The organism is Acinetobacter sp. TG2027 (assembly GCF_000302435.1).
GTDB classification, from domain to species: Bacteria; Pseudomonadota; Gammaproteobacteria; order Pseudomonadales; family Moraxellaceae; genus Acinetobacter; species Acinetobacter pittii.
The window spans coordinates 115,598-138,906 of record NZ_AMJN01000001.1 but is presented as its reverse complement, the minus strand read 5'-3'; the positions used below and the strand labels follow the sequence as shown (position 1 = coordinate 138,906).

The window sequence follows — 23,309 nt, the reverse complement described above, 5'->3', positions numbered from 1 at the left end:
TCTCTTAAAAATTAATAACTTTGAAGAATTTCAACTTGTTTAAGGTCGACTTATAGGCGCCCAATCGCAACAGCAGCCTGATCAATTTTTTCGGCAATTTGATAAATCTGCTCTTGCTGTAAACCTGCCGAGTTCAACTTCAAACGTAAGGCTGTTTTTAGGTTTTCCATTGCACGGTGAATTTCGATTAATTCATCATTACTGTGGATTTCTCGTCTTAAACGTAGTTTTTCTAATAACTCTTTCAACTTGTCTTGTTGTTCAGTTAAGTAAGCTTTCCCAAATTCCGTGATTTGATATTGCTTACGCTCTACATCCAGCAAATTAATCAACTTCATTTCTTCAAGACTGGTTAATGTTGGATAAATTGTTCCTGCGCTTGGCGTATAGCCATCGCCTACCAAATCACTTATTTCTTTAATGATTTCATAGCCATGCTTTGGGCTTTGCTGAATAAGGTGGAGTACCAAAAGTTTCATGCGTCCAGCTTCAAAAAGTCTTCCACGGCGTCCCGAACGATGATGTTCAGCATGATGCTGTTCTGATTGTTGTTTCATCTTTTAAGATCCAAAATGATCAATTTATAATTATTAAGATATATCTTAATATATCTTTGATCAAGTAAAAGTAATAAGAGTTGATCTATTGCTTTGATAGTTATCAAAATTAATTTTTAGCTTTAAAATCTAAGTAATAAAAAAGAGTGCTTAAGCACTCTTATATAGCCACATGTTTAGCAAAGTCGGTAAATAAAGCCAGAATCAAAAAATTATTATGTGATCAGATTTCTTTTCTGCTCAAACTGCTCTTCAATTTTTGAACTCAAAAAATTGACAATAGGCTGCAAAGCATAATGCTCCTCTTGCCAATTTTGTTTGCCGATTTCCCCTCTATATTCCTTTATAAGTCGCTGCAATACGAATTTCTGCTCATCAGGAAGCTGAGACATAACCCATCGTGCAGCATTGTCTTTTGAAGCAATATCCTTCATCACTAAACTAAAATAGATCCGGCATAAAGCTAAAATCTGGTTTCTTTCATCTGCATCCTCATCCCAATGCGCTACAATTTCGGGATAAGTGTCAGACATTGCTTGCCATAGTTCTTGATCAGAAATTTCAGGTGCCCATTGGTTTAAAGCTGGTCCAAATAAAACTGTATGATGAGATCTCGCTTTTCTAAGCAATATACTAATATCTGGGTCTTTCTGTGAGCTCAATGTTCCACCTTCTTTAAGCTCTTCACGCAGCCATTCACCAAATTGCATTTCATAACTTAAAGGATAAATTCCAGACTGAATCTCATCTTTTAATAAAATAGTAACTTCTAATGGCCTTTGTAATTCCCCGACAGGCTGTGAAATTTTTAGTAATTCTTGTGCAAGCTGCTCACGTAAAGCAAAAGTTAATGGTTGAGTGACCACGACCAGTACATCAAGATCACTTTCTGGCCCTAAACCACCGTCAACAGCTGAACCATAAAGATAAATTGCAAATAATGATTCCGCTAAAAGTTGCTGTAATTTTTCTTGTAGATATTCTAACTGAATTAAATCAGGCATCTCTCACCTCCTTCGGAAGAAACAGATATAAAAAAGGCAGGATTAAATCCTGCCTTTTCATTTAATTATTCCCACTCAATCGTTGCTGGTGGTTTAGATGACACGTCGTATACAACACGTGATACATCTTTAATTTCATTCATAATACGCGTTGAGATTTTATCAACCAATTCGTATGGTAAATGTGCAAAACGAGCTGTCATAAAGTCAACCGTTTCAACTGCACGAAGCGCAATTACCCATGCATAACGACGACCATCACCTACTACACCAACTGACTTAACAGGTTGGAATACGGCAAACGCTTGAGCAGTTTTATCATACCAACCGCTGTCACGAAGCTCTTGCATGAAGATGTCATCAGCAAGACGAAGAATATCAGCATATTCTTTCTTCACTTCACCCAAAATACGAACACCTAAACCAGGGCCCGGGAATGGATGGCGGTAAATCATGCTATGTGGCAAGCCAAGTGTAGTACCTAATTTACGAACTTCGTCTTTGAATAAGTCGCGTAAAGGTTCTACCAATTCAAATGCTAAATCTTCTGGTAAACCACCCACGTTGTGGTGTGATTTAATTACGTGTGCTTTACCTTGTTTGCTTGCAGCAGATTCGATTACGTCTGGGTAAATCGTACCTTGTGCCAAGAATTTCACGCCATCAAGTTTACGTGCTTCTTCAGCAAATACCTCAATGAATTCACGGCCAATAATTTTACGTTTTTTCTCTGGATCAACTTCACCAGCCAATGCAGTTAAGAAACGTTGTTCAGCATCTGCACGAATAACACGGATACCCATGTTTTCAGCAAACATTTGCATCACTTGGTCACCTTCGTTTAAACGAAGTAAACCATTATCAACAAATACACATGTTAACTGGTCGCCAATTGCTTTGTGTAAAAGCGCAGCAACGACAGATGAGTCAACACCACCAGAAAGACCTAAAAGAACTTTTTCATTACCAATTTGTTCACGTAATTGTTCTACACGTAAATCAATGATGTGTTCAGGCGTCCAAAGACCGCCACATCCACAAATTTTATGAACGAAGTTTGCAAGTAACTCTTCACCTTTTGCCGTGTGTGTTACTTCTGGGTGGAATTGCACGCCATAAAAACGACGCGCTTCATCACTTACAGCAGCAACTGGACAGCTTGGTGTGCTTGCAGTAATGGTAAAGCCTTCTGGAATCTGGCTAACTTTGTCACCATGACTCATCCAAACATGAAGTTGGTTTTCACGGTCTTGTAAGTTACCAATCAGTTGGTCGCGTTTAACGATATCAACTTCGGCATAACCAAACTCATGTACAGTACCCGGCTCAACTTTACCGCCTAACTGTTCAGACATGGTTTGCAAGCCATAGCAAATACCCAATACTGGAACGCCTAACTCAAACACTACTTGTGGTGCGCGAGGGCTGCCTTCTTCATGCACACTCTCAGGTCCACCTGACAAAATAATGCCATTTGGCTTAAAAGCACGAATGTCTTCTTCAGACATATCAAAAGCATACATTTCAGAGTAAACACCAGCTTCACGTACACGACGTGCAATGAGCTGACTATATTGAGAGCCGAAATCCAGAATCAGGATACGATCTTCAGTAATTTGAGTATTGGTAGTCATGACAAACCACTAAATGGCAAAAGAATTAAGCGCGCCATTTTAACATTTTTCGCGCTTCGGCGCACCGCAAATCATCATATATCTTATTTTTTTCATATCAGAATCATTTCTATAATTGGATTGTTTGATATAAATCAAAATTTACTTATATTTATCAACTGTATGGGTTACGCTTAAAAACTCCATGTGTATTGATAAATTCATCACATTCTATGCAACATCGCCTTGAATTTGATGTTAAGATGAGCCGATAAAACAGGCATTACCATGGAAAGGTAAATACCATAAACGATATTTGTCTGTGCTTAAACAATTATCCATTTTTATGGCTTGTTGCCCCCTATCAAAATCAATAGAAATCTAAGGAACAACAATGCTTCAAACTATGATTGCAGATTTCCAGCAACATTTTTGGTTGTATGTCTCTATTCCTTTTATGAGTGGTTTAATTGGCTATATCACCAAGGTGGTTGCCATCCAGATGATGTTTTCACCACTTGAATTTAAAGGTATTAAACCATTTTTGGGTTGGCAAGGCATTGTGCCTCGCAAAGCCGAGAAAATGGCAACCATTGCTGTTGAGCTCATGACAGCAAAGCTCATTAAGCCTGAAGAAATTTTTGCACGCCTAGATCCTAAACGTATTGCCAAAGAAATAGAAAAACCCCTACTTGCAGCGGCTGAAGATATTACCCGTGACGTTGCTCAAGAGTATCAGCCTGGTTTATGGGAAGGCATGCCAGAATTTGCTCGCCAAAGACTCATCCGTCGTGTGCAATCCAAAGCACCAGAAATTGTTGAACACATCATGAGCGAAGTACAACGTGATGTGAATCGATACTTTGATATTAAACATCTTGTTATCAGTAACTTGCTTAAAGATAAACGTTTGCTCAACAATATTTTTAAACGTGTAGGGAAACAAGAATTTAAATTTTTCAGTAATGTAGGCTTTGTATTTGGCTTCGGTATTGGTGTAATTCAGATGCTGTGCTGGATTGTCACTCAAGGAAAATATCCTTGGATGCTACCTTTATTTGGTGGTTTTGTGGGTTTCTTCAGTGACTGGATTGCACTGCAAATGATGTTTAGACCACTTTATCCTAAAAAGATATTGGGTTACACATGGCAAGGTCTGTTTATTAAACGCCAAAATGAAGTTGCAGCTGACTATGCAGCTTTAATTTCTAAGCAGCTTTTAACTTCACGTCACATGATGGAAGAGTTATTTTCGGGTACACATTCTGCGCGTGTTATTGATCTGGTTAACCGGCATGTCAAACAAGAAATTGATATGCAAGCTGGGGTTATTCGTCCGTTAGTTGTATATGCAATTGGCGGAGAAAAATATCAGAATATGAAATCACAAGTTGCTGAACGTATTATGCAACAGCTTCCAGAGACGATGAAATATGTAGAGTCTTATGCAGAAGATGCAATGAATATTCGTAGCACACTCATTGAACGTATGCAAAAATTAACACCTTCTGAATTTGAAGGGATGTTACGTCCTGCATTTAAAGAAGATGAGTGGGCCTTGATTGCAGTCGGCGCAGTTCTTGGTTTCGTGGTTGGTGAATTGCAAATCCAATTTATGCTTTAATTTTTAAAATAAAGAAATAAAAAAAACCGGATGAATTGCTCATCCGGTTTTTATTTTGTCTTGAATATTATTTCTCGATTGCATGATCCAGACTAATACGGCCAGCACCATGAAGCATTAGGAAGAATAAACCACCTGCCATTGCTAAGTTTTTCATAAAATGGATGCCATTATTGTATTGTGCCGCTGCATCAGCCCCACCTTGGTGGAACAAGAATGCAGTTAAAATACTGAAGATACCAAGACCGAAAGCTGCAAAGCGTGCTTGGAAACCAAATAACAAGGCTAAACCACCACCAAACTCAACCAAGATAACTAAAGGAAGAATTCCACCTGGTACACCCATTGCTTCCATATATCCTGCAGTTGCTGCATAACCGGTAATTTTCCCCCAACCAGCAACAAGGAAGATATAAGCCATAAGAAGACGAGCAATAAGGCTAATAAAACTGTCCGCGCCTGATTGCGTTACGATATTTTTGACCACTACATTTGGATTAAACATTTTGCCACCTTTATTTAAATGCTTATTTATTGATGAGCTCATTCTAGGTTTGGGACATTGATAATTAAATACTCAAAATCCATATATATCGTTGCACAAACAGGATGATCAATTTGTATATTTTTGATGTTTTATACTGACTTTCTATAGGGTCACTGCTAGGATTTGAGCACGGTTTACCACTTAATCATCTCATGGAACTTCTTGATTTTATTCTACACGTTGATCAACATCTCGCCGAGTTTATTACAAATTACGGGACGTGGATTTATGGCATTTTATTTTTAATTATCTTTGTCGAAACCGGTTTAGTGGTTATGCCGTTTTTACCGGGAGATAGTTTACTATTTGCAGCTGGTGCTTTAGCAGCATCTACAGGTGCGATGGATCCATGGTTATTGGGTGCTCTACTCTTCATTGCTGCCGTTTTAGGCGATACAGTGAACTACCATATTGGTCGTTTTATCGGTCCACGTGTATTTGAAATGAATTCACGATTCATTAATAAGCAGCATTTAATTAAAACTCAAGAATTCTTTGCTCGTCATGGTGGCAAAACAATTATTTTTGCTCGCTTTGTTCCATTTGCCCGTACTTTTGCCCCTTTTGTTGCGGGTGCTGGCAGCATGAACTATAAGTTTTTCTTAACTTATAATGTGATTGGCGCATTTTGTTGGGTCGCTTCTTTTGTGGCGTTAGGTTATCTATTTGGAAATATGCCAATCGTTAAAGACAACTTCACTCATCTTATTTTTGGCATCATTATTATTAGTGTTTTACCGGGCATCATCGGCTTTATACGTGAAAAGCTAAAAAGCCGGAAAACCAATGCTTAAGGCTTAATTTAGAAGAAACGGAATACCACTGGAAGCATACATAAAATAAGCAACATAGCCGATCCTTTATATAAATGATCGGCTTTTATTTTTTGTACTGGGCCCGTTAATAGTGCACGTCCAAAAATCATCCAGAAACTCGCAGCTGGAATGAGCGTCAATGTAAAAACACCAAATACCATTAGACAATTTTCAGGCGAATTCCATGTTTCGGCAGGGAAAATACCTGCGGCAAAAAGTAAGGATTTCGGATTTTTTAAGGTTGAGAAGAATAATTGACGTGGGCGAATGTTACGGTGAGTTTGACTAAATTGTTGTAAATGGGTGGTTTTCCATAATCGGAATGCCATCCAGAACACATACGCCACACTTGTAATATGTAAAATGAGCAATAACGCAGGCCAAACTGGTGCTGCCAAATGAATAAACACAGCCCAAAAGCTAATACCGTAGGCATAGCCTAACCATTCCATAGGAATAAGCCAAAATGCTTTAGATAAACCTTGAGAATGAGCAGCGGTTGCAAGTAAAGCATTTGTCGGCCCAGGAATGAGCAAAACAGCCAACATTGCCAATACAAAAAACCAACTCTCAATCATAAAGTTTCCATAATATCCAAGATGGGGCCACCTTAAACGAAACAGGCAAAATATAGCAAGTTTATAAGGCTTTTTGATTACAGAAAATACAGAATTTTGGAAGCTTAAAAATTGATAAACCACTTATTTATATTAATTTTATTATGAAACATTTTGCTAAACTTTATTCATCACAACATGCCTTAGTTAGCATATTGTGATGTAAAGTTGACTATTAATTGGTCTTTTTACGGACAATAATTGGACAATTCTTGAACTGGGCAGCCTGAACAATTGCTTCTTGTTGGCCTAAAACACGTGAAAGTTCGGTATTTTTCGTTGAAGAAGACTGTCCCATATTTACAGAAATAGATGGACCGAATCCCCAACCACCTCGTCCCCAGCCACCACCGAGTCCAAGACCAACACCCATACCTGTACTTTTTGGAGTTTGCACGCCATTGTCGATATATTGCTGAATACGGTTATATTCACTTTGAAGCTGTTGGCAGCTCAAAGATTGATATTGTGTCGGAGACACATAAGTCGGTTTTACCGTTGTAGCACAAGCGCCAAGGAGTAAAGTGGCTGCCACCAAAGGCGCAATATATAAGCCTTTCATCATTTTTCTCTTATCGTTTTGGCTCAATCTCACCAAACAATGTCTCATAAGCTTGAGTCAATTTATGTTCGGGTGCCAAATGGGCCAAAGGTAAATTTTTCTGATGCGATTCTTTCATCAAAATCGAAGGCGGTAACATGCTATTGAGTACAGGCAACCCTTCATCTTTTAACTGCTGAACCACTTCCCGAGGTAATTTTGCTTGGGATTGGAATTGATTCACCACAATTCCTTCAATTTCCAAGCGATCATTATGATCATCTTGCGTTTCGAGAACATTTTCAATCAATGTTTGTAACGCACGCTTTGAAAAAACATCACAGTCGAAAGGAATAAGTACTTTATCTGCCGCAATCAGAGCAGAAAGAGTAAAAAAGTTAAATGCTGGTGGTGTGTCTATATAGATACGGTCATATCGCCCAACTAAGTTTTGGATCGAATCACGTAATTTATAAATTTTATGTTTACTTTCAAGTGCATGTTCAAGTGCGCCAAGAGTAGGGCTTGCTGGAAGCACATCTAATTTTGCAAAAGGAGTTGAATGAACAAAACTGTCGAGATCTTTATTTCTTGGAGCTTTTAAAATTGAACCTAATGCGTTACCGATTAAACCCTTTTGTTGATTGTTGCCCAACACATCATCAAAGAAATTTTCGATATTTGGCTCTAAAATTGATTTTTCAGCAGAATAGGTTGCTTCGTCACCTAAAAGATACTGACTAGAATTGGCTTGAGGATCAAGATCGATCACCAATGTTCTTAAGCCATGTTTGGCACTAATTGCAGCCAAATTTACAGTAATACTTGATTTCCCTACACCGCCTTTTTGGTTAAACACCACACGAGTTAACATGTTTCCCTCTGCATATTATTTTACTGTACGCAGTTTAACCTAGAGCTTAATCAAAAAGGCAAAGAATGTAGAACAATTAAGCAAAAACAGGTTTCACAATCACTAAGATAATAATAGCAATAAATGCAATCGCACTAATGACTAAACCTGCACGACGCTGTGCCAACAAAAGAGTGTCATCTTTTTTAAAGGCTTTCATCAGGGAAGATAACAACACTAAAAATAGAATAATTTTAGCGTAAAACCACGGTTGTACTTGAAAGTCTTTCATGACTAACAAAATTGCACCCGTAATGAAAACCACGGTAAATGACAAATGTTGTAAGGCAACTAATACTTTACGCCCTGCTGGATTGGGTTGTTCACCTTGAACACCTATAAACAGAGTTGAAGCGCGTAAAACAAAGACCATAAGTGCGGTAGCTACCGCAGTCATATGAATAATTTTAGTGAGTAAATGTGCATCCATGAAATTAACCCTTAGCTTTTAGGTGCATGTGCACATTCTGGGCTAGCAGGTGCTTGACCTTGCCACTCACTTGGCAAATAAGCATGAATTGCTAAAGCATGAATTTGGCCCGGATTCATCAAATCAGAAGCTAAGGCGTATACTTTTTGATGACGTTGAACTAAACGCAATCCATTAAATTCGTCGCTCACTATAATCACTTTAAAATGAGATTCCTTACCTGGAAAATAACCACCGTGCCCGGCAGACTCATTGATCACTTCCAAATGGCTAGGTGCAAGTGTTTGTAACCGTTCAATCAACTGTTGTTCAAGGCTCATAGCTTTTCCTTTTACGATTATTCGTATATTTGAACCTAGTATACCTTGTCTACACACAAACAAAAGTTGCTCTTGTATGCTTTGACTTCAAACAAAATGTCTATTTATTCGGCAACTTAACAATAAAAATACCGCTAAATGCTCATTTCTGTTTTTATTTTATGCAATCAGCATAATTATTTGCATAAAGTTGTTGACCCTTGTTTTGCTTAATGTATTATAAGCGGCACGCGGGAATAGCTCAGTTGGTAGAGCATAACCTTGCCAAGGTTGGGGTCGCGAGTTCGAGTCTCGTTTCCCGCTCCAAATTGGTTTTTTTTGAGAAAGTTTTAGTAAAAACTGCTTATATATGCGGGAATAGCTCAGTTGGTAGAGCATAACCTTGCCAAGGTTGGGGTCGCGAGTTCGAGTCTCGTTTCCCGCTCCAAATTTAAAAGGCCCTAGTCGAAAGACTGGGGCTTTTTTCTTTTTATCGACCTATGATTTTACGTTCTATCAATTCACAGCATATTCTGAGAATAGCTCAGCTCAAGGCCGAATATTTCATTAATAGACTCAGATTTTTAAATAAGTAATTGTATCGAGTTAATCTAGTTATATTTGCAGGGTACTGGCGTTATTCGATGTGTAGATATACATGGCACTAATTGAAAACAATCCAGATCAAATCTTTCTTGGGCAAGAAGCTGCTGTAAACAGATTGAAAAGATAAAGTTATGATCATAGACATAGCTTTGGAAATAATATTCTTCTGTCTTTTGAATATCACGAGTTGAATCGAGAAACTCTATATGTTCAGCTAACACATGAAAGTTGAGCTTCTTTAAATGACGATTCATTCCTTCGCCAGTACATTTAATATAGGATTCTTTTAAGGTCCATATTTGAAAAAACCGTTGATATACAGTGGATGGATCAATCCTTTCATTTTCCTGAATCCATTCAATTTCACTTGGCGCTAACACGCTATCGACACGCATCCAATCGAACTCACGGTCCACCCGTTCAACATCGACTCCTATTTCCCCTTCTTCAGTCACCGCAAGAACAATAACGTCTGCTGAATGACTAAGATTGAAATAAACAGCTTTATTGCCTTGTACAAAAGGTTTGCCGTTAGGTTGTAATTGAATGTTGACCTCATGGGGTGAAATACCCAACTTATCTGCTAAAACAGACTTCGTTAAGACACGAGAGATTAAGAAAAGTCGTGCAGCATGAGGATGATATTGATCATATCTCAACTTTTCTGCCGCATTGAGAAAGCTGAGATAATGACTCAATATGAGATGGTTTTGTGGCACGCGTGAAACCGGGCAGACATAAACCTGTACTTTGGAAATATCAGACATCACTGAACTGTGCTGTGGTGCTGATGTATTTGGTTAGAACTGGTGTGAGATAATCATAAACCGCTTCTACATGAGTAACGTGCGGATTATGGCCTGCGCCAGCAATGATATGTACAGGAATATTAGGACTTATTGTAGTAACAATTGGGTCCTTCTCTCCAACAATGATTTCAACTTTAGAACCAAGTTCGTTTAACAAAGCTGTTTGAGATACTCTCTGTTGAGGCAAACTAATACGATGCATATACTCACTAATATGCTTGGCTACCGACACTCGGCGTAATGAATCCATCGCATAACCAACAGATAGATTTTTTTGCCCATCTGGATGCAGATTTTTAGCAATCTTATCTTTCGATACAAAACGGAAAATTAGATTAGAGATGATTTGTATTTGAAATATTTTTGCGGCCTGTGCCTGCACGAAATAAGGCGATATAAGGATAAGACGTGCAACTTTATTTGGATATTTCTGTGCAAGACTCAATGCAAATAAACATCCTAACGAGTGAGCAATAACAACACTATTTGGTGCTAAAAGCTTTGCAGCATTATCAATAAACTGATGATTGTTATCTTCCATCACCTCATAACTACCTGAACGCCCAAGTCCAGGTAAGTCCATCATAGCGACCTGATCATAGGTGATTTTATTAATTATTGGGAACCAACATGTGCTATCGAATGGAATACCGTGTAAAAATAATGCAGAAGATTTTTCTGAACCAACCGGTTGTTTAGTATAGATTTCTGTCCAATATCGATTCTGATAGCTGAAACAGCTAGGCGTTGGAGCTTGCATACGACCAAAACGTGTAAGGACCAGACGATCAATCCAACGAGAAAAATAAGGACTGGTATTGATTAGGTCTGCGATACCCATTTTAACAGCTATCTTTTCTGTCTCAGCGACATGATAGTTTTCATTAGAAATGAAAGCGAGCTGCTCTTTTGAGCTACCAAGCAATACCTCAGGTAATTTCTCGAGCAGAACTTTAGGTATTTGCAAATGTGGTGCGATAACCCCTAAGTGCTCAGCAGCTAGCTTAACTAGAAGATGAAATTTAGGTGTCGCAGGATCAAGTAATACATACTCTTGAGCAATAGTCTCAGGAAAAGATATCGTTCGGATGAGAAAGCTCACGATATATTGCATATTGCACAGTGGCAGGAATGTATCACCCCCACCAGGCAGCGCCAGCAGACGTCCTTGATATAACTTATCAATCATTTCGGCAATACCAATATATTGCATATCACCATAAGTATAAAAACCATCAATGACTGTCGCTGGATTTATTGCGGTCCATGGCACATTTAAACGCTTACATGTCTCAATAAAAGCTTGATGCCCTAAAATTTTCGAAGCTTCGTAACCACCATATTTATAATACAAATCATCAGCAGACTCTTGCGGCGGAGTAGCGACACGATATCCACCAATCCAGATAAATCGCTCAAGCTGCTTCAATGTCGCAGCCCATTCAATCAGAGCAAGTCCTGATTTTACATTCGTACGCTGAGCTTCAGCTTTGCTAATGCCCCAATTAAATGATGCTGCAAGATGATAAACAACATGGATCTTTGTTTGAGCATCCGTTAGTAGAGAGTCCAACTTAAAGTCATGACTTAAATCATATTCAACAAAAGAAATAGATGGATCTGTCAGCCCTTGTGTTGCAATGAAACCTAATAGCTTGTCTTTCTTAGTTGCCGCATTGCGTAGTGCAGCAATCACCTGATGACCTTCTCTTAGAAGTTCAACGATCAATCTGCTGCCAATAAAACCTGCTGCACCTGTTACTAATATGGTCTTCCGTGAAAAATTATCTTTTTTTGCATTATTTAAATTATTCATAAATCACCTTAATTAGGGACTGCAAACTCCAGCATTATTTTTGGAGCGAATTATCTTAAAAGTTATATCGAACCTGGGCATACACCAGACTGTTATCTCTAAATTGTCCTAACACCGTATCATTTCTGCCCCAGAATCGATCGCCACCTGCATTCAATTGCCAGTGATCATTAAGGTTGTAATTAATACGAACTCTCAACATCTCATTGGGCTCTGGTGCAAAATAGAAACCTGTTACTTCTAACTTTAGATTGTCATTCAGGAGGTTAAGTGCATAGCGCAGCATAGCTCCATACTGATCGCGCTCATATTGGTTACTGATGGTTTGCTGATAACGGTAAACTTCTCTCAATAATGGATTTGTTAGACTATCGGCAGATCTTAAGTCCTCCGTATGTTTATAGACACCTACTAAACTCACGGTGGAATTCTTCAATGCTAATTCTGGACCGATGACTACAGTCAGATTATTTTTTTTGTGCGTAAGATCTTCACTACCTTCTGAGTCAGTTTGGGTATAGGCCGCTTCACCTCGCCACACAAGATCGTTATGGTTATAACTGAAATCAAATCCATAAACAGACATAGGATTATTTTTCAGCTGCAATGTGGCCTCCCCTGTTGGAGACGCTGAAAGAACTGACAGATCGGGCATATGATCCAAACCCGAGAAATATGATGCACCAACATCTAAACCATCTACAGAATAATCCCAGCGCATTGCAAATGCAGGTCGGCTCTTACGGTCTATGTCATATTGAACACCAGCAATCTGACGCAATGGAATTACATCTGAACGACTACGCGGATACCACAATGCAGTCCATTTATTGGTTCCAGATTCAGGAATATATGTCAATTTGATTGCATCATTTCCAAGACGTTGATCTGTCTCATCTGGTACTAGGCGCGTATAGTCACGGGGTGATAGATTATCTGTTGGATTAATCCCATCAGCTCTCCCCCAGACGACAATCTGGCGGCCAACATCAAGATAGAACGTCTGATCCCAGTTGTAAGAGGCGTACAACTCACGTAAGTTGCGATTCACCTTACTCACCTGATCTGGGTTTACAGTATGGTCCGTTTCGTCTCCAATATTTATGTCGTAATGGATCTTAAACTCAGGGTTAAACTTGAGCGTACCATTGGACCAGAAACTTGCTTGCCCAATGTTTTTTAACGAACTTAAATCACGATCTGATGACCAGACATCGACTCTGGCTGAGTTCTGGCTCACAAAACTCATTTCGCTGTCATCTGCATAAGCATGCTGCAGTAGCATAAAGCTACTGCAGCATGCAAATACCCAATAGGCACCTTGCGTCATTTTTCAAGACTCTGAGGTGAGAAAAGCTTATCCGATAAGGTTTTTTCTGCGACAAAATCATTGACGATCACTTGTGTCATATGCTGAGTTTGCAGATTCTTCGCCATAGATTTCATGGCTTGCCATCTTGGTTTCACTTTGCCGTAAGGACGGATATCCGTGAACTCAATATGCTTTAACGGTTTGCCTGCTGTGTCCCATATATCGATGGTTGCTGTAACAAAGTTGTCTTTGAGTATGCACATGCGACGTTTGCTATAACCAAAGTCACTCTTCACCGTATTATTGATTGGCGTTGCTTCGATCATATAGCAATCTTTGCCATTAAATTTGCCATCTGCAAGTTTGGTGTACTTCCAGTCACTTAACTTATAGCCAAGTACATCACCATAACTAAAGTCCGTACCAATAAAAGCATCACCCTTATTCGCTGATGCAAGACGGCGTACTTTTTTCAATGCAGGCAAATAGACAAACATGCTATCACTGCCTTTTGAGTTCTCAATCAATAACGTCGTGGTTCCCTGTACATCTGCAGGCGAGATAAACTCGGTCAAACGCATATTGTTCTGAGTATTTCCAGCAAGCTTAGTCATATTTTTAGTCAAGCGCACACGTTGCTCGCCATTTTTAGAAGTCAAAATAAATTTGGCACTAGCACTTGAAGTCAAGAATTTAGAGGCATCATCACTACGATTAACAATATCTTGAACTTCATCTGCATGAGATGTTTTAGGTAATGAAAAGGTGAGCGCAGTACCTAACAAAAGGCTTGTCACAACAGTTTGTGCAACGGGGATGCTTTTCTTATTTGAGGAAAAGATGAAACGAGGTTTTAATATTAGAATCATTGTAGGTACCATAATTAAGGTTGCAAACACACTGAATAGCATCGCAATCACAATAAACATCGCCAGCCATTGATGTACGTGGAAGCCCTGCGATAAGGACAATACGCCATACCCGCCAGCGACCGCAGTCGCGACAAAAAGAGAAGCCTTACCAGCAGTACTTAATGTTTTACGAATAGCATCTTTGATATCTCCCCCTTCTTCGCGCAAGATTTCACGCAAACGATAGAGGAAATAAATTGCGTAATCCGCACCAATACCTACAGCCATGGCCGAGATAAGGGAATTTGGAATATTGAGCGGAATGTCGAGCCAGCCCATCACACCAAAGATGGCAAGAATTGAGAACAAAAGTGGTGTCAGAACAATCAGTCCAGCTGAAATCGAACGGAAGACCAGTGCTGAAATAAAGAATACGGCAAATGAAATTTGTAGAATGTTCATAAGCTTGCCGTGAACCATTGTTTCAGTCAAAGCAATGGTTTGCGTCACGTCACCACCAAAACTCACTACAGCCTTGTCACCCAATTGAGCCGCCATATACGTTTTTAGCGACTCAAGGATTTCTTTGATACGGTGGTTGCTGCCCGTTTTCATAAGAATCGTGATCTTGGCATAGCGCTGAGTAGTATCAATGTAGGATTCAAAATCAGTCGGCTCACCAGACATTGAATACAACAGCAGATATTGAGCAACAACATCTTTGGTTGCAGGAACCTGAAATGCCTGTGGCTGATCGGCATTCATTGCCTGATTCATCCTTTTGATATAGTCCACGATAGAGATTGTTTTACCAACCTCTGGAATTGAATTCGCGAACTTCTCTGTATTATCAATCGCTTTTAGGATCTCTGGGTTTTCAATACCGTCACGGACCTTCGTATCGACCATAATATAAAGGCTGTTTGTGCCACCAAGTGACTGATTCAAGAATCTGTCATCCTGCTGCATCGGTAGGTCACGAGAGAAGAAATTCCGACTATCGTTATCTACCACAATACGGCTCGTGCCGATCGCAAGAAAGACACCAATTCCCGCAATCGCAGTCATTAATATCATTCGTGGACGAACTGACAAAATGGCATCGCCAATACGATTTGGAATCCAATCCCAGATCGGTAGCCCTTTGCGTTTGACCTTCGTAACCGAAGGCGGTGGCAACATTGAGCGTAGTGCCGGAATAAAAGTCATCTCAATGATCAGCGTACTGATGATCCCGATTCCAGTAAAAATACCGAATGAACGAATGGTTGGAATATTGAAGGTCAACAGAGAGAAGAATCCAGCTGCCGCAATTCCGCCAGCCAGCACCATAACTGGACCAACACGAACTAAAGATTGCACCACAGCTTCACTATTGGCAGCTTTAGGTTGCATCCCTTGAGCAATCAGACGATCAAAATCTTCATAGTAGCGTTTGAGCAATTGCACGGCGTGCCCTGCTGCAATAGCCAGAATCAGAATTGGCGTAGGCGAGTTAAAGATATCCATCGGCTGTTTGAACAGCCCCATCATGCCCATACCCCATGCCACAGCAAGCAAAGCTGTAACGAGTGGCAGAATCAAGCCCTGCTTGCTGCGGAATGCTTCAAAGTGCAACAATCCAATCACCAGTACGGCAATCGGGAACAAGATATTGATACGCTTAGAGTAATCTTCAGCTTTATCTAGATAGACAGGATTACCGCCGACACTGAGCGTCATATCTTTAGATTGTTCGCTTTCTACAATTTTGTTGATCGGAGCCATCATCTTCTGGAAGCCCTCTGGACTTTCCTCAAGCTCAAGCAAAATTGCAGCAGTTCTTTGATCTTTAGACACCACTGAATTCATATAAGTGGGATTCATTGCCAACACTTTTTTCAGTTGATCGATATCATCCTGAGTGACTGAACTGGTCGGCAATAATTTTTTGGCATCAAACCCTTCCGAATTAGCCATGATCCCTTTCGCTTGACGTGCAGCCAAACTCATCATAGTTGATCGAACAACGCCGGGGGCGTTGTCCACTTCTTCGGTAATACGTTTGACTTTTTCCAACACTTGCGGCTGATAAATATCACCTTGCTTCGGTGTAATACCAATCACGACCATATACTTGGAGCCGAATTTTTTTTCGATCAGCTTGGTCGAGGTGATATAAGGATGCCCATTCGGTGCAAGTGCGCCTGGATCAATAATAATTTTTACACCAGATGCAAGATATGCCAAAGCAATCGTCAAAAGCATGACCACCGTCAGTACAATACGGCGATGTCTGAGAATCCATCGCGCATATTGCTCCATCATTCGATGAGTCTTTTGAAGTGGTTTTTCGATCTCTTGCGATGATTCTTTGATCTCCTGCAATGGTTTTTTGATCTCTGGCGATGGTTCTTCAATCTTCTCCGATGTTTTTTCGACCTCTACCGATGGCTCTTCAATCTCTTGCGTTTGCGTACTCACTGCCTCATAGGTTCCGCCCTTCTGAGCCAGCGCCTGAAGATTAGCAAGATCTTTCTTGAACTGGGCAAGAACCATTTTTTTTAGCAGTGCATTAGGAAATACACCAAAAAAGCCGCCCGGCTCTGCCTCAAACAACCACTCAATCCATGTACCTTCTGGATGCGTTTTGAAGCGATAAGTACCTTTGTAATAAAACGGCCCTTCTAACACTTGGAAGGCATACAATTCGTTCGGTACCAGATGTGTAATTTCACCTTTAAAGGCCAACTCACGACTAGCAAAGCTCAAATTGAGTTCATACTTGCTGCCCACACGCGGAGTAGTGTCTAGTAGCTCTGAATGCTTACATGACAATTGCCAGCTTGCATCATTGCCCGGGTTTGCAAGATATTTAAAAACCTTATCAATCTCGGCCGGTATAAGGAAAGCATGTTCTATGGTCACCATAGTGGTTCTACCTTCTTGTATTTCTTATGCAGGAATTGGATACATCTGATCAATTGTCTTGGCCACAGCCGCAACGTTCTCAGCGAACATAATCGATGAATGGTCACCAGGTAGATCCACTTGTGTAAGTGTATCTTTGATCAAATGATCCCAGCCGAGACTCTCCCCAAAATCTTCTGACTCATCTTTGGCTTTAACCAAAAGGATCGGAAAATCTTCAGGCTCTGGGAAATAGGTCTGTAGTGCGACGCCATTCGCCAAATAGGTATCAAAGTAAAGTCGGAAATCTGATGGGTTAGCATCCAGAGGTATGACATTGATGGCCTTAGCTTCTTTAAGCACATGATCAAACATGTGATCTGGACTCAATTCACGCAAGTATTGCGCTGATATCGTCAGCTTTTTGCCATAAGGCACAGCCAAATCACGAGCAAACCAAGACAAAAGCATGGCATCATCAGCATCTTCAGGCACATTCTCTGGAATTGGAGCACGTGTATCGATCATGACAATCCCTGTGACCAGTTGTCCCATTTGACGCAACTGACGACTGATCTCGTATGCAATCGCACCACCGAAACACCAGCCACCGAGGAAATAAGGTCCTTGAGGTTGCATTTTTTGCATTTCAGCAATATAGAGTGTCGCCATTTCTTCAATCGCCACTTCAGCAGCGTCTGCTTCAATCAGACCCGGAGATTGAATAGCACGTAAAGTACGGTTCGGGTTGAGATGACGCGAGAGTTCCATATAACAGAAGGTACTGCCACCAATCGGATGGAAGAGCCATAGCGGCTGTTCATAAGTTCCGCGGCGCAGTTCGATTACGATTGAAGGTTTGATTTCTTTATTTTCACGGATGATCTCCCCCAAACTCTCAACAGTTGAGTACTGTGCAAGTAAAGCAACTGATAATTCGGTACCAAATACCTTCTTGAGATGATTGACAAGTTTCACAGCCAGTAATGAATGCCCACCTAATTCAAAGAAATCATCATGTATACCAACTCGCTTGACTGACAAAATCTGCTCAAAGGTAGTACATAACTCGATTTCGATCGAATCGCGTGGAGCAACATAATCGTTGCTCTGCTCAAACACTGGCTCAGGGAATGCTTTACGATCTAACTTATTGTTAGCCGTCATTGGAAACTCATCCAATCGGATAAACGTACTTGGCACCATATAAGCCGGAAGATGGATTTGCAGAGTCTTTTTTAAACCAGCCATTTCAATATCATGTCCAGTCACATAAGCCACCAGTTTCTGATCATTGTCGGCTGTGGTCTTAACCAAGACTACTGCATCTGTAATACCATCGATCTGTTTGAGGACATTCTCGATTTCGCCTAGCTCAATACGGAATCCACGGATTTTGACCTGAAAATCCAGACGTCCATGATGAGTCAAACGCCCATCCATTCGCAGACAGACTTTATCTCCGGTGCGATAGAGTCGACCAGCATTTGGTAGGGATGGTAAAGTTCTAAATTGTGCATCTGTCAACTCAGGTCGATGCCAGTAATCGACTGCAAGACCATCGCCTCCAATCCAGAGCTCTCCCATAACGCCTCGTGGAACCAATCGCTGCTGTTCATCAAGAACATAAAGCTGGGTGTTCGCCATTGGTTCGCCTAAATCAATATATTTGGCATCGGTGATGTGGGCTGCACTGGACCACACAGTTGTCTCGGTCGGGCCATAGACATTCCAAAGGCAGCTGACTTTGCTCAGTAGTTTTTCTGCGAGTACAGGATCTAGCGCTTCGCCTCCGCTAAGTGCAGTTAGATGTGGGATACCTTTCCACTCACTGTCCAAGAGCATTTTCCAAGAGGACGGCGTTGCCTGCATAACATTGATCGACTTCGCCTGCATATACTCAACCAGCAGGTTACCATCTAGAGATATCTCACGTGGGCACACATGCACCACACCGCCGTACATCAGTGGAATCAATAGTTCAACAACGGAAATATCAAACGCATAAGTAGTGATCGCTAATAACTGCATATCAGCAGTTGCGTGAAGCCTATCGTTCACAGACAACAAGAAATTAGCTATTGAAGGATGCCCAATACGCACGCCTTTAGGCTTACCTGTCGAACCTGAGGTGTACATCACATAAGCGGTATCACCAAAGGCAAGCGTCTCACGTACTTGCTCAAGGGGAATAACACCAGCTTGATTGATATCTAGACGTGGTACAGAGACTGTAAGAGCATCCATCAAGTCAGTTTGAGTCAAGATGACTTTAGGTTCAGCATCTTCTACGATGTTATGCAAACGTTCTCTTGGGAAACTAGGATCCAACGGTACATATGCTGCTCCTGCCGCCCAGATTCCGAGGACTGCCGCGGGCAATAGCACAGTGCGGTCTACCATCAGACCTACACGATCCCCATTGGTAATGCCATGTGCACGTAAATATTCAGCAATCCCAGCAATATGCTGACCTAACTCATGATAGCTGACAGCATGATCTCTAGAGGTCATAGCATGATTGTCACCACGCTCATCGATCTGTTTTAGAATCATTCCCAGTAGATCATGTCGAGGATAATCAGTCACCTGACCACGTAGGTAGCCTAGCTGAATGCCATTCGCATAATCGGGTGCAATATCTAACTCAACGATCTTACGTTCAGGATGAGCCACCATTTCCGATAGTACAACTTGCAGTAGTTGCACCATATTCTCGGCAGACTCCGCAGAAAATATTTCAGAGTTGTATTTCAGTACACCAACCAGTTCACCCTGATATTCACCGCCCATTTCTAGCATAATATCTAGTTGGCCTTCTTGTTGGCGAACCGGAAAGCTTCCTAGCGTAAGATCTTGACCGACTAAAGTAGCTGGATTCTGGATTGGTAAGAGTAATTCTTTAAACTCATCCAAACCACCTAGACGTTCCCAGAACATTCCAACTTGAGCCAACGGGTTAATACTGCCATCACGCTTTGGTGAAACAGCTTCAACCACTCTGGAAAAAGCAACTTTTTGATGTTTAAGACTCTGTTTTAATTGTTCCTGCACCTGCTGTGTAAATTGACGTAAAGTCTGATCAGCATCGATGTCTATGTTAAGAGCAATTGTATTAACAAACTGTCCTAGTGCATTGCGCAAAGAGCGTTCAAGTCGACCTGCTACTGCTGTGGCAACGACTAGATTATTTTCATTCGATAGTTTGTTCAGGAGGATATAGAAGCCCGATAATACAAGACCGAACAAGGTAATTTCATAATCTTTCGCCAAGTTTACAAGACCAGACGATACTGACTCAGGTACACGGAAAATTACCGAGCTACCTTTATGCTGTTGCACAGCTGGACGTGGATAATCAAGTGGAATGCTATGCACATGTGGAGCATGCTTTAACGCATTTTTCCAAAAAAGTAAGCTTTCATCAGCATCACCAATCACGTTGCTCTTCTGCTTATCTGCATATTGAGCGAACTCGATTCCGTTCACTAGATTTGACTCTGTTACCAGTCCAAAACGCTTGCAGACATCACGCAGCAACAAGCCAATTGACCAGAAATCCATTAAGGCATGATGAATCACAACTGCAATCACATAGTGGTTCTGACCACGCTCATAACAATGGATACGCCACAACGGTGGCTGAGTCAGGTCAAATGGTTGCTTGGTATCCTGTTCGACTAATTTCGTCAAATCAGAAGCTTCAACATGACGAGCATCAGAGAGAATGATATTAGGATATACACGATCCCAGATGATTTGCTCGATACCCTGATCATTGGCAGGCATGCTTACACGTAGTAACGGATAATCATGTAACACTGCTTCCAAAATCTCCATCGGCTTATTGCCTAATGGCTGGTTGACCTTCACATCAAAAGCCACCACCATATTGTAGGCACTGCAAGTTGGCTCAAGACGCTGGATATACCAAATACCAAGCTGTTCTGCAGAAATCGCATGACGCGACAGAATTTTTGGTTCTAGGCTCGCAATGTTATTCATGAAGCAACTCCCTGTTGCAACTCAGAAACTAGATATTCAGCCAATGCATTAATTGTTGGGTAATCCCATAGCAGTGTCGGCTCAAGTTCCAGTTTTGTCAGATCTTCTAAGTCCCCAGACACAGACAAAGCAACGATCGAATCAAGACCATAACTGGTAAAATTTTGCTCTGGATCAATCGTCTCAGGCTCTACACGCATCTCTTTAGCTACTAGCGTACGAATGATCGCGCTCCAGTAAACTTTATCCTTATTCATGGGGTAATCTCCTCTTTAACTGGTTTGGCATCACGCGGTGCCAATGCGAAATCGATAACAGATAACATGTGGTTGGTTGAAATCCGGTCTAGCAAATCTGCTAATGTGCTTTCACGTAATGACGTAATAGGGGGAGATGTCTGCCCTTCCGCAGCATTTAGGAAAATGATCAACCATGCTCCATCCTTTAAAGCAGTCCTTAAGCCATGACGGTTAAAAACCCAGAAACCCAGCACAGCAATGCGGGCAAACAGTTCTGCGTAGCCTCGAGCGAGACTAAAACGCAAAGTTTCAAACTCTTTGCTTTCCTCAGAGTTTGTAAAGTAATTCTGAATTTTTTGATCTAATGTACGCTGTTCAACCAGAAGCCGGTCTGCATGCTCACGTAGCGTAGATAGCATTTCAGTAGACAACCCTACTGTGGCTTCGGCATCGTTGAGCATTTCAATGATTGTCCCCAGCGACTCCATCACCAAATCACCATCTCGGTTGAAAATCTCAAGCCCACGGAAATCAATAGCGTCTGTCTCCACTTGTAAGTCATACAACTGGCGATAACGTGCTTTGGCTTCGGCTTGGTTGAGATGGTCGGCTTTTTTGCTACGACCTTTATTGGCTGATTTGAGCTGAAAACTCAGACTGTCTAGACAAACGGTGCTACTTCCGTCAAACACACTAACAATCAGATGGTCTCTGAATGCTTTCTGGTACATTCCATCTGCATATGCATTTCTTAAGAAGAAACGTGACCCAAGCACTGAAGAAGTGATCTTGGCAAGTGACTCTACATACTCAGGCACCAGTACCTTGACGATTGGCGACCATGTACTGAACTGATTAATACAAACGTGTAATCCGCGCGCGCCAACAAGTGATAACACCTCCGCTGCTAATAGATAGGCATAGGCTGTAGCAAGTTGCTCACGCACTAATGGAATGCTTATTACTTTTTTGTTATATAACTCGCGTTCGATAGCAAACTCGGTCGCGATTCGTAGCATCGTATCGCCAGCCCCCAGCGAGAAACTACTGCAATATGCACGCGTTACCTGTAGGGTTTTGAGTCCAAGTTCCAACCCTTGGCCCTCTTCACCGATCAAAGCATCTTTGTGAATTTCAGCGTTGTTAAAGCCAATACCACTAATATCTAAACCACGCATACCCACTGTTGGCAGGCGGTTCAAACTATATGTTCCTTTAGAAGCCATATGACGCTTATCAAGCCAGAATGCGCTCAAACTACGTGGTCCACGATCGTTCGATGTTTTAGCGATCAGGCTTAAAGAGTCTCCTAAAGTGGCGCGGTTAATTGACCATTTTTCGCCATTTAAGATGTATTTACTCTCGGCAGGCTGTGCTGTCACTTCACTAGATAATAGGTCAGCACCATGCGCTTTCTCGCTATAAGCCAATGCTGGAGCAGCACCACTTAAAATTCGGCTAGCAATATTTTGGCATTGATTCGCATTACCGCCGATCCACACAATCACAGACCAAGCGTTCGTGCTATAGGTCGAATTGATAGTTAGATCTCGTCGTGCCAACACACGATGCAGATATAGCAACTCTTCACCAATTTCCATACGACCTCCGAGCTCTGAAGGTACGTAGAAACGGTTCATACCCACCGCATTCAGAAAATCAACAGCACGCTGAGGATATTGTTCCTTCTCATCACGCTCGATGGCAGCGGACCAAGAAAAATCGTTGTTGTTATCATGTACGGAGCCTAAAATTTGCTCCAGACGAGCAGCAGACTGAAACTGCCGCAAATTGGATGTAAGTGACATGGATTTTCACTCAA

The 23,309-nt window shown here is 41.2% G+C and carries 18 protein-coding genes and 2 tRNA genes; 4 read left to right on the top strand and 16 right to left on the bottom strand.

Annotated elements, in window-relative coordinates; all coding sequences use genetic code 11:
* Positions 1-50: 50 nt before the first annotated feature.
* The 3 genes from B806_RS0100645 to guaA form a co-directional block, all read right to left on the bottom strand.
* Entirely contained in the window at positions 51-557 is a 507-nt protein-coding gene (locus B806_RS0100645; protein ID WP_005071980.1) for a PadR family transcriptional regulator, read from the bottom strand.
* A 215-nt stretch (positions 558-772) separates the two neighbouring features.
* Complete coding sequence (locus B806_RS0100640; protein WP_017387383.1) at positions 773-1,561, bottom strand: ANT(3'')-II family aminoglycoside nucleotidyltransferase; 789 nt, start codon at positions 1,559-1,561, stop codon at positions 773-775.
* Between the two features lie 65 nt (positions 1,562-1,626).
* Positions 1,627-3,195 carry a glutamine-hydrolyzing GMP synthase gene (gene guaA / locus B806_RS0100635; RefSeq protein ID WP_002114136.1) on the bottom strand — a complete coding sequence of 523 codons (1,569 nt, stop codon included), beginning with the start codon at positions 3,193-3,195 and terminating at the stop codon, positions 1,627-1,629.
* A 385-nt stretch (positions 3,196-3,580) separates the two neighbouring features.
* Here guaA and B806_RS0100630 point away from each other — a divergent pair, with 385 nt between their 5' ends.
* On the top strand, positions 3,581-4,798 hold the full coding sequence (locus B806_RS0100630) for a DUF445 family protein (RefSeq protein WP_014208114.1): 1,218 nt from the start codon (positions 3,581-3,583) through the stop codon (positions 4,796-4,798).
* A 67-nt stretch (positions 4,799-4,865) separates the two neighbouring features.
* On the opposite strand, the gene B806_RS0100625 is transcribed toward B806_RS0100630, so the two are convergent.
* On the bottom strand, positions 4,866-5,303 hold the full coding sequence (locus B806_RS0100625) for a DoxX family protein (protein WP_002114126.1): 438 nt from the start codon (positions 5,301-5,303) through the stop codon (positions 4,866-4,868).
* 194 nt (positions 5,304-5,497) lie between these two features.
* Here B806_RS0100625 and B806_RS0100620 point away from each other — a divergent pair, with 194 nt between their 5' ends.
* Positions 5,498-6,139, top strand: coding sequence for a DedA family protein (locus B806_RS0100620; RefSeq protein WP_005071971.1), 642 nt, complete (start codon positions 5,498-5,500; stop codon positions 6,137-6,139).
* An 8-nt stretch (positions 6,140-6,147) separates the two neighbouring features.
* Here B806_RS0100620 and B806_RS0100615 read toward each other — a convergent pair whose 3' ends face one another.
* The 5 genes from B806_RS0100615 to B806_RS0100595 all read right to left on the bottom strand — a co-directional run bounded on the left by B806_RS0100615 (position 6,148) and on the right by B806_RS0100595 (position 8,981).
* Positions 6,148-6,738, bottom strand: coding sequence for a LysE family transporter (locus B806_RS0100615; RefSeq protein ID WP_017399730.1), 591 nt, complete (start codon positions 6,736-6,738; stop codon positions 6,148-6,150).
* A 214-nt stretch (positions 6,739-6,952) separates the two neighbouring features.
* Positions 6,953-7,339 (bottom strand): hypothetical protein, encoded by a 387-nt coding sequence (locus B806_RS0100610; protein WP_002114091.1) that lies wholly within the window; start codon positions 7,337-7,339, stop codon positions 6,953-6,955.
* Positions 7,340-7,349: 10 nt separating this feature from the next.
* Positions 7,350-8,192 carry a ParA family protein gene (locus B806_RS0100605; protein ID WP_005071966.1) on the bottom strand — a complete coding sequence of 281 codons (843 nt, stop codon included), beginning with the start codon at positions 8,190-8,192 and terminating at the stop codon, positions 7,350-7,352.
* Between the two features lie 76 nt (positions 8,193-8,268).
* Positions 8,269-8,661 (bottom strand): SirB2 family protein, encoded by a 393-nt coding sequence (locus B806_RS0100600; protein ID WP_017387384.1) that lies wholly within the window; start codon positions 8,659-8,661, stop codon positions 8,269-8,271.
* Between the two features lie 11 nt (positions 8,662-8,672).
* Positions 8,673-8,981: a BolA family protein gene (locus B806_RS0100595; RefSeq protein ID WP_002114074.1), complete on the bottom strand. Its 309-nt coding sequence runs from the start codon at positions 8,979-8,981 to the stop codon at positions 8,673-8,675.
* A 230-nt stretch (positions 8,982-9,211) separates the two neighbouring features.
* Here B806_RS0100595 and B806_RS0100590 point away from each other — a divergent pair.
* Together B806_RS0100590 and B806_RS0100585 are read left to right on the top strand one after the other, a co-directional pair.
* A tRNA-Gly gene (locus B806_RS0100590) sits at positions 9,212-9,287 on the top strand.
* Positions 9,288-9,332: 45 nt separating this feature from the next.
* Positions 9,333-9,408: transfer RNA gene (locus B806_RS0100585), tRNA-Gly, on the top strand.
* Between the two features lie 163 nt (positions 9,409-9,571).
* Here B806_RS0100585 and B806_RS0100580 read toward each other — a convergent pair.
* The 7 genes from B806_RS0100580 to B806_RS0100550 are packed head-to-tail and all read right to left on the bottom strand — an operon-like array spanning position 9,572 to position 23,277.
* Positions 9,572-10,333, bottom strand: coding sequence for a 4'-phosphopantetheinyl transferase superfamily protein (locus B806_RS0100580; protein WP_017387385.1), 762 nt, complete (start codon positions 10,331-10,333; stop codon positions 9,572-9,574).
* Positions 10,326-12,191: an alpha/beta fold hydrolase gene (locus B806_RS0100575; protein WP_017387386.1), complete on the bottom strand. Its 1,866-nt coding sequence runs from the start codon at positions 12,189-12,191 to the stop codon at positions 10,326-10,328. The genes B806_RS0100580 and B806_RS0100575 overlap by 8 nt, the downstream gene beginning before the upstream one ends.
* 55 nt (positions 12,192-12,246) lie before the next feature.
* On the bottom strand, positions 12,247-13,521 hold the full coding sequence (locus B806_RS0100570) for a hypothetical protein (RefSeq protein ID WP_017387387.1): 1,275 nt from the start codon (positions 13,519-13,521) through the stop codon (positions 12,247-12,249).
* Positions 13,518-17,264 carry an outer membrane lipoprotein-sorting protein gene (locus B806_RS0100565; RefSeq protein WP_017402499.1) on the bottom strand — a complete coding sequence of 1,249 codons (3,747 nt, stop codon included), beginning with the start codon at positions 17,262-17,264 and terminating at the stop codon, positions 13,518-13,520. The genes B806_RS0100570 and B806_RS0100565 overlap by 4 nt, the downstream gene beginning before the upstream one ends.
* A 24-nt stretch (positions 17,265-17,288) precedes the next feature.
* The gene (locus B806_RS0100560; RefSeq protein ID WP_017387389.1) at positions 17,289-21,248 is read right to left on the bottom strand and encodes a non-ribosomal peptide synthetase; all 3,960 of its coding nucleotides are present in this window, start codon (positions 21,246-21,248) and stop codon (positions 17,289-17,291) included.
* Positions 21,245-21,505 (bottom strand): acyl carrier protein, encoded by a 261-nt coding sequence (locus tag B806_RS0100555; protein WP_017387390.1) that lies wholly within the window; start codon positions 21,503-21,505, stop codon positions 21,245-21,247. The genes B806_RS0100560 and B806_RS0100555 overlap by 4 nt, the downstream gene beginning before the upstream one ends.
* Positions 21,502-23,277 (bottom strand): acyl-CoA dehydrogenase, encoded by a 1,776-nt coding sequence (locus tag B806_RS0100550; RefSeq protein WP_079380983.1) that lies wholly within the window; start codon positions 23,275-23,277, stop codon positions 21,502-21,504. The genes B806_RS0100555 and B806_RS0100550 overlap by 4 nt, the downstream gene beginning before the upstream one ends.
* Positions 23,278-23,309: the final 32 nt, after the last annotated feature.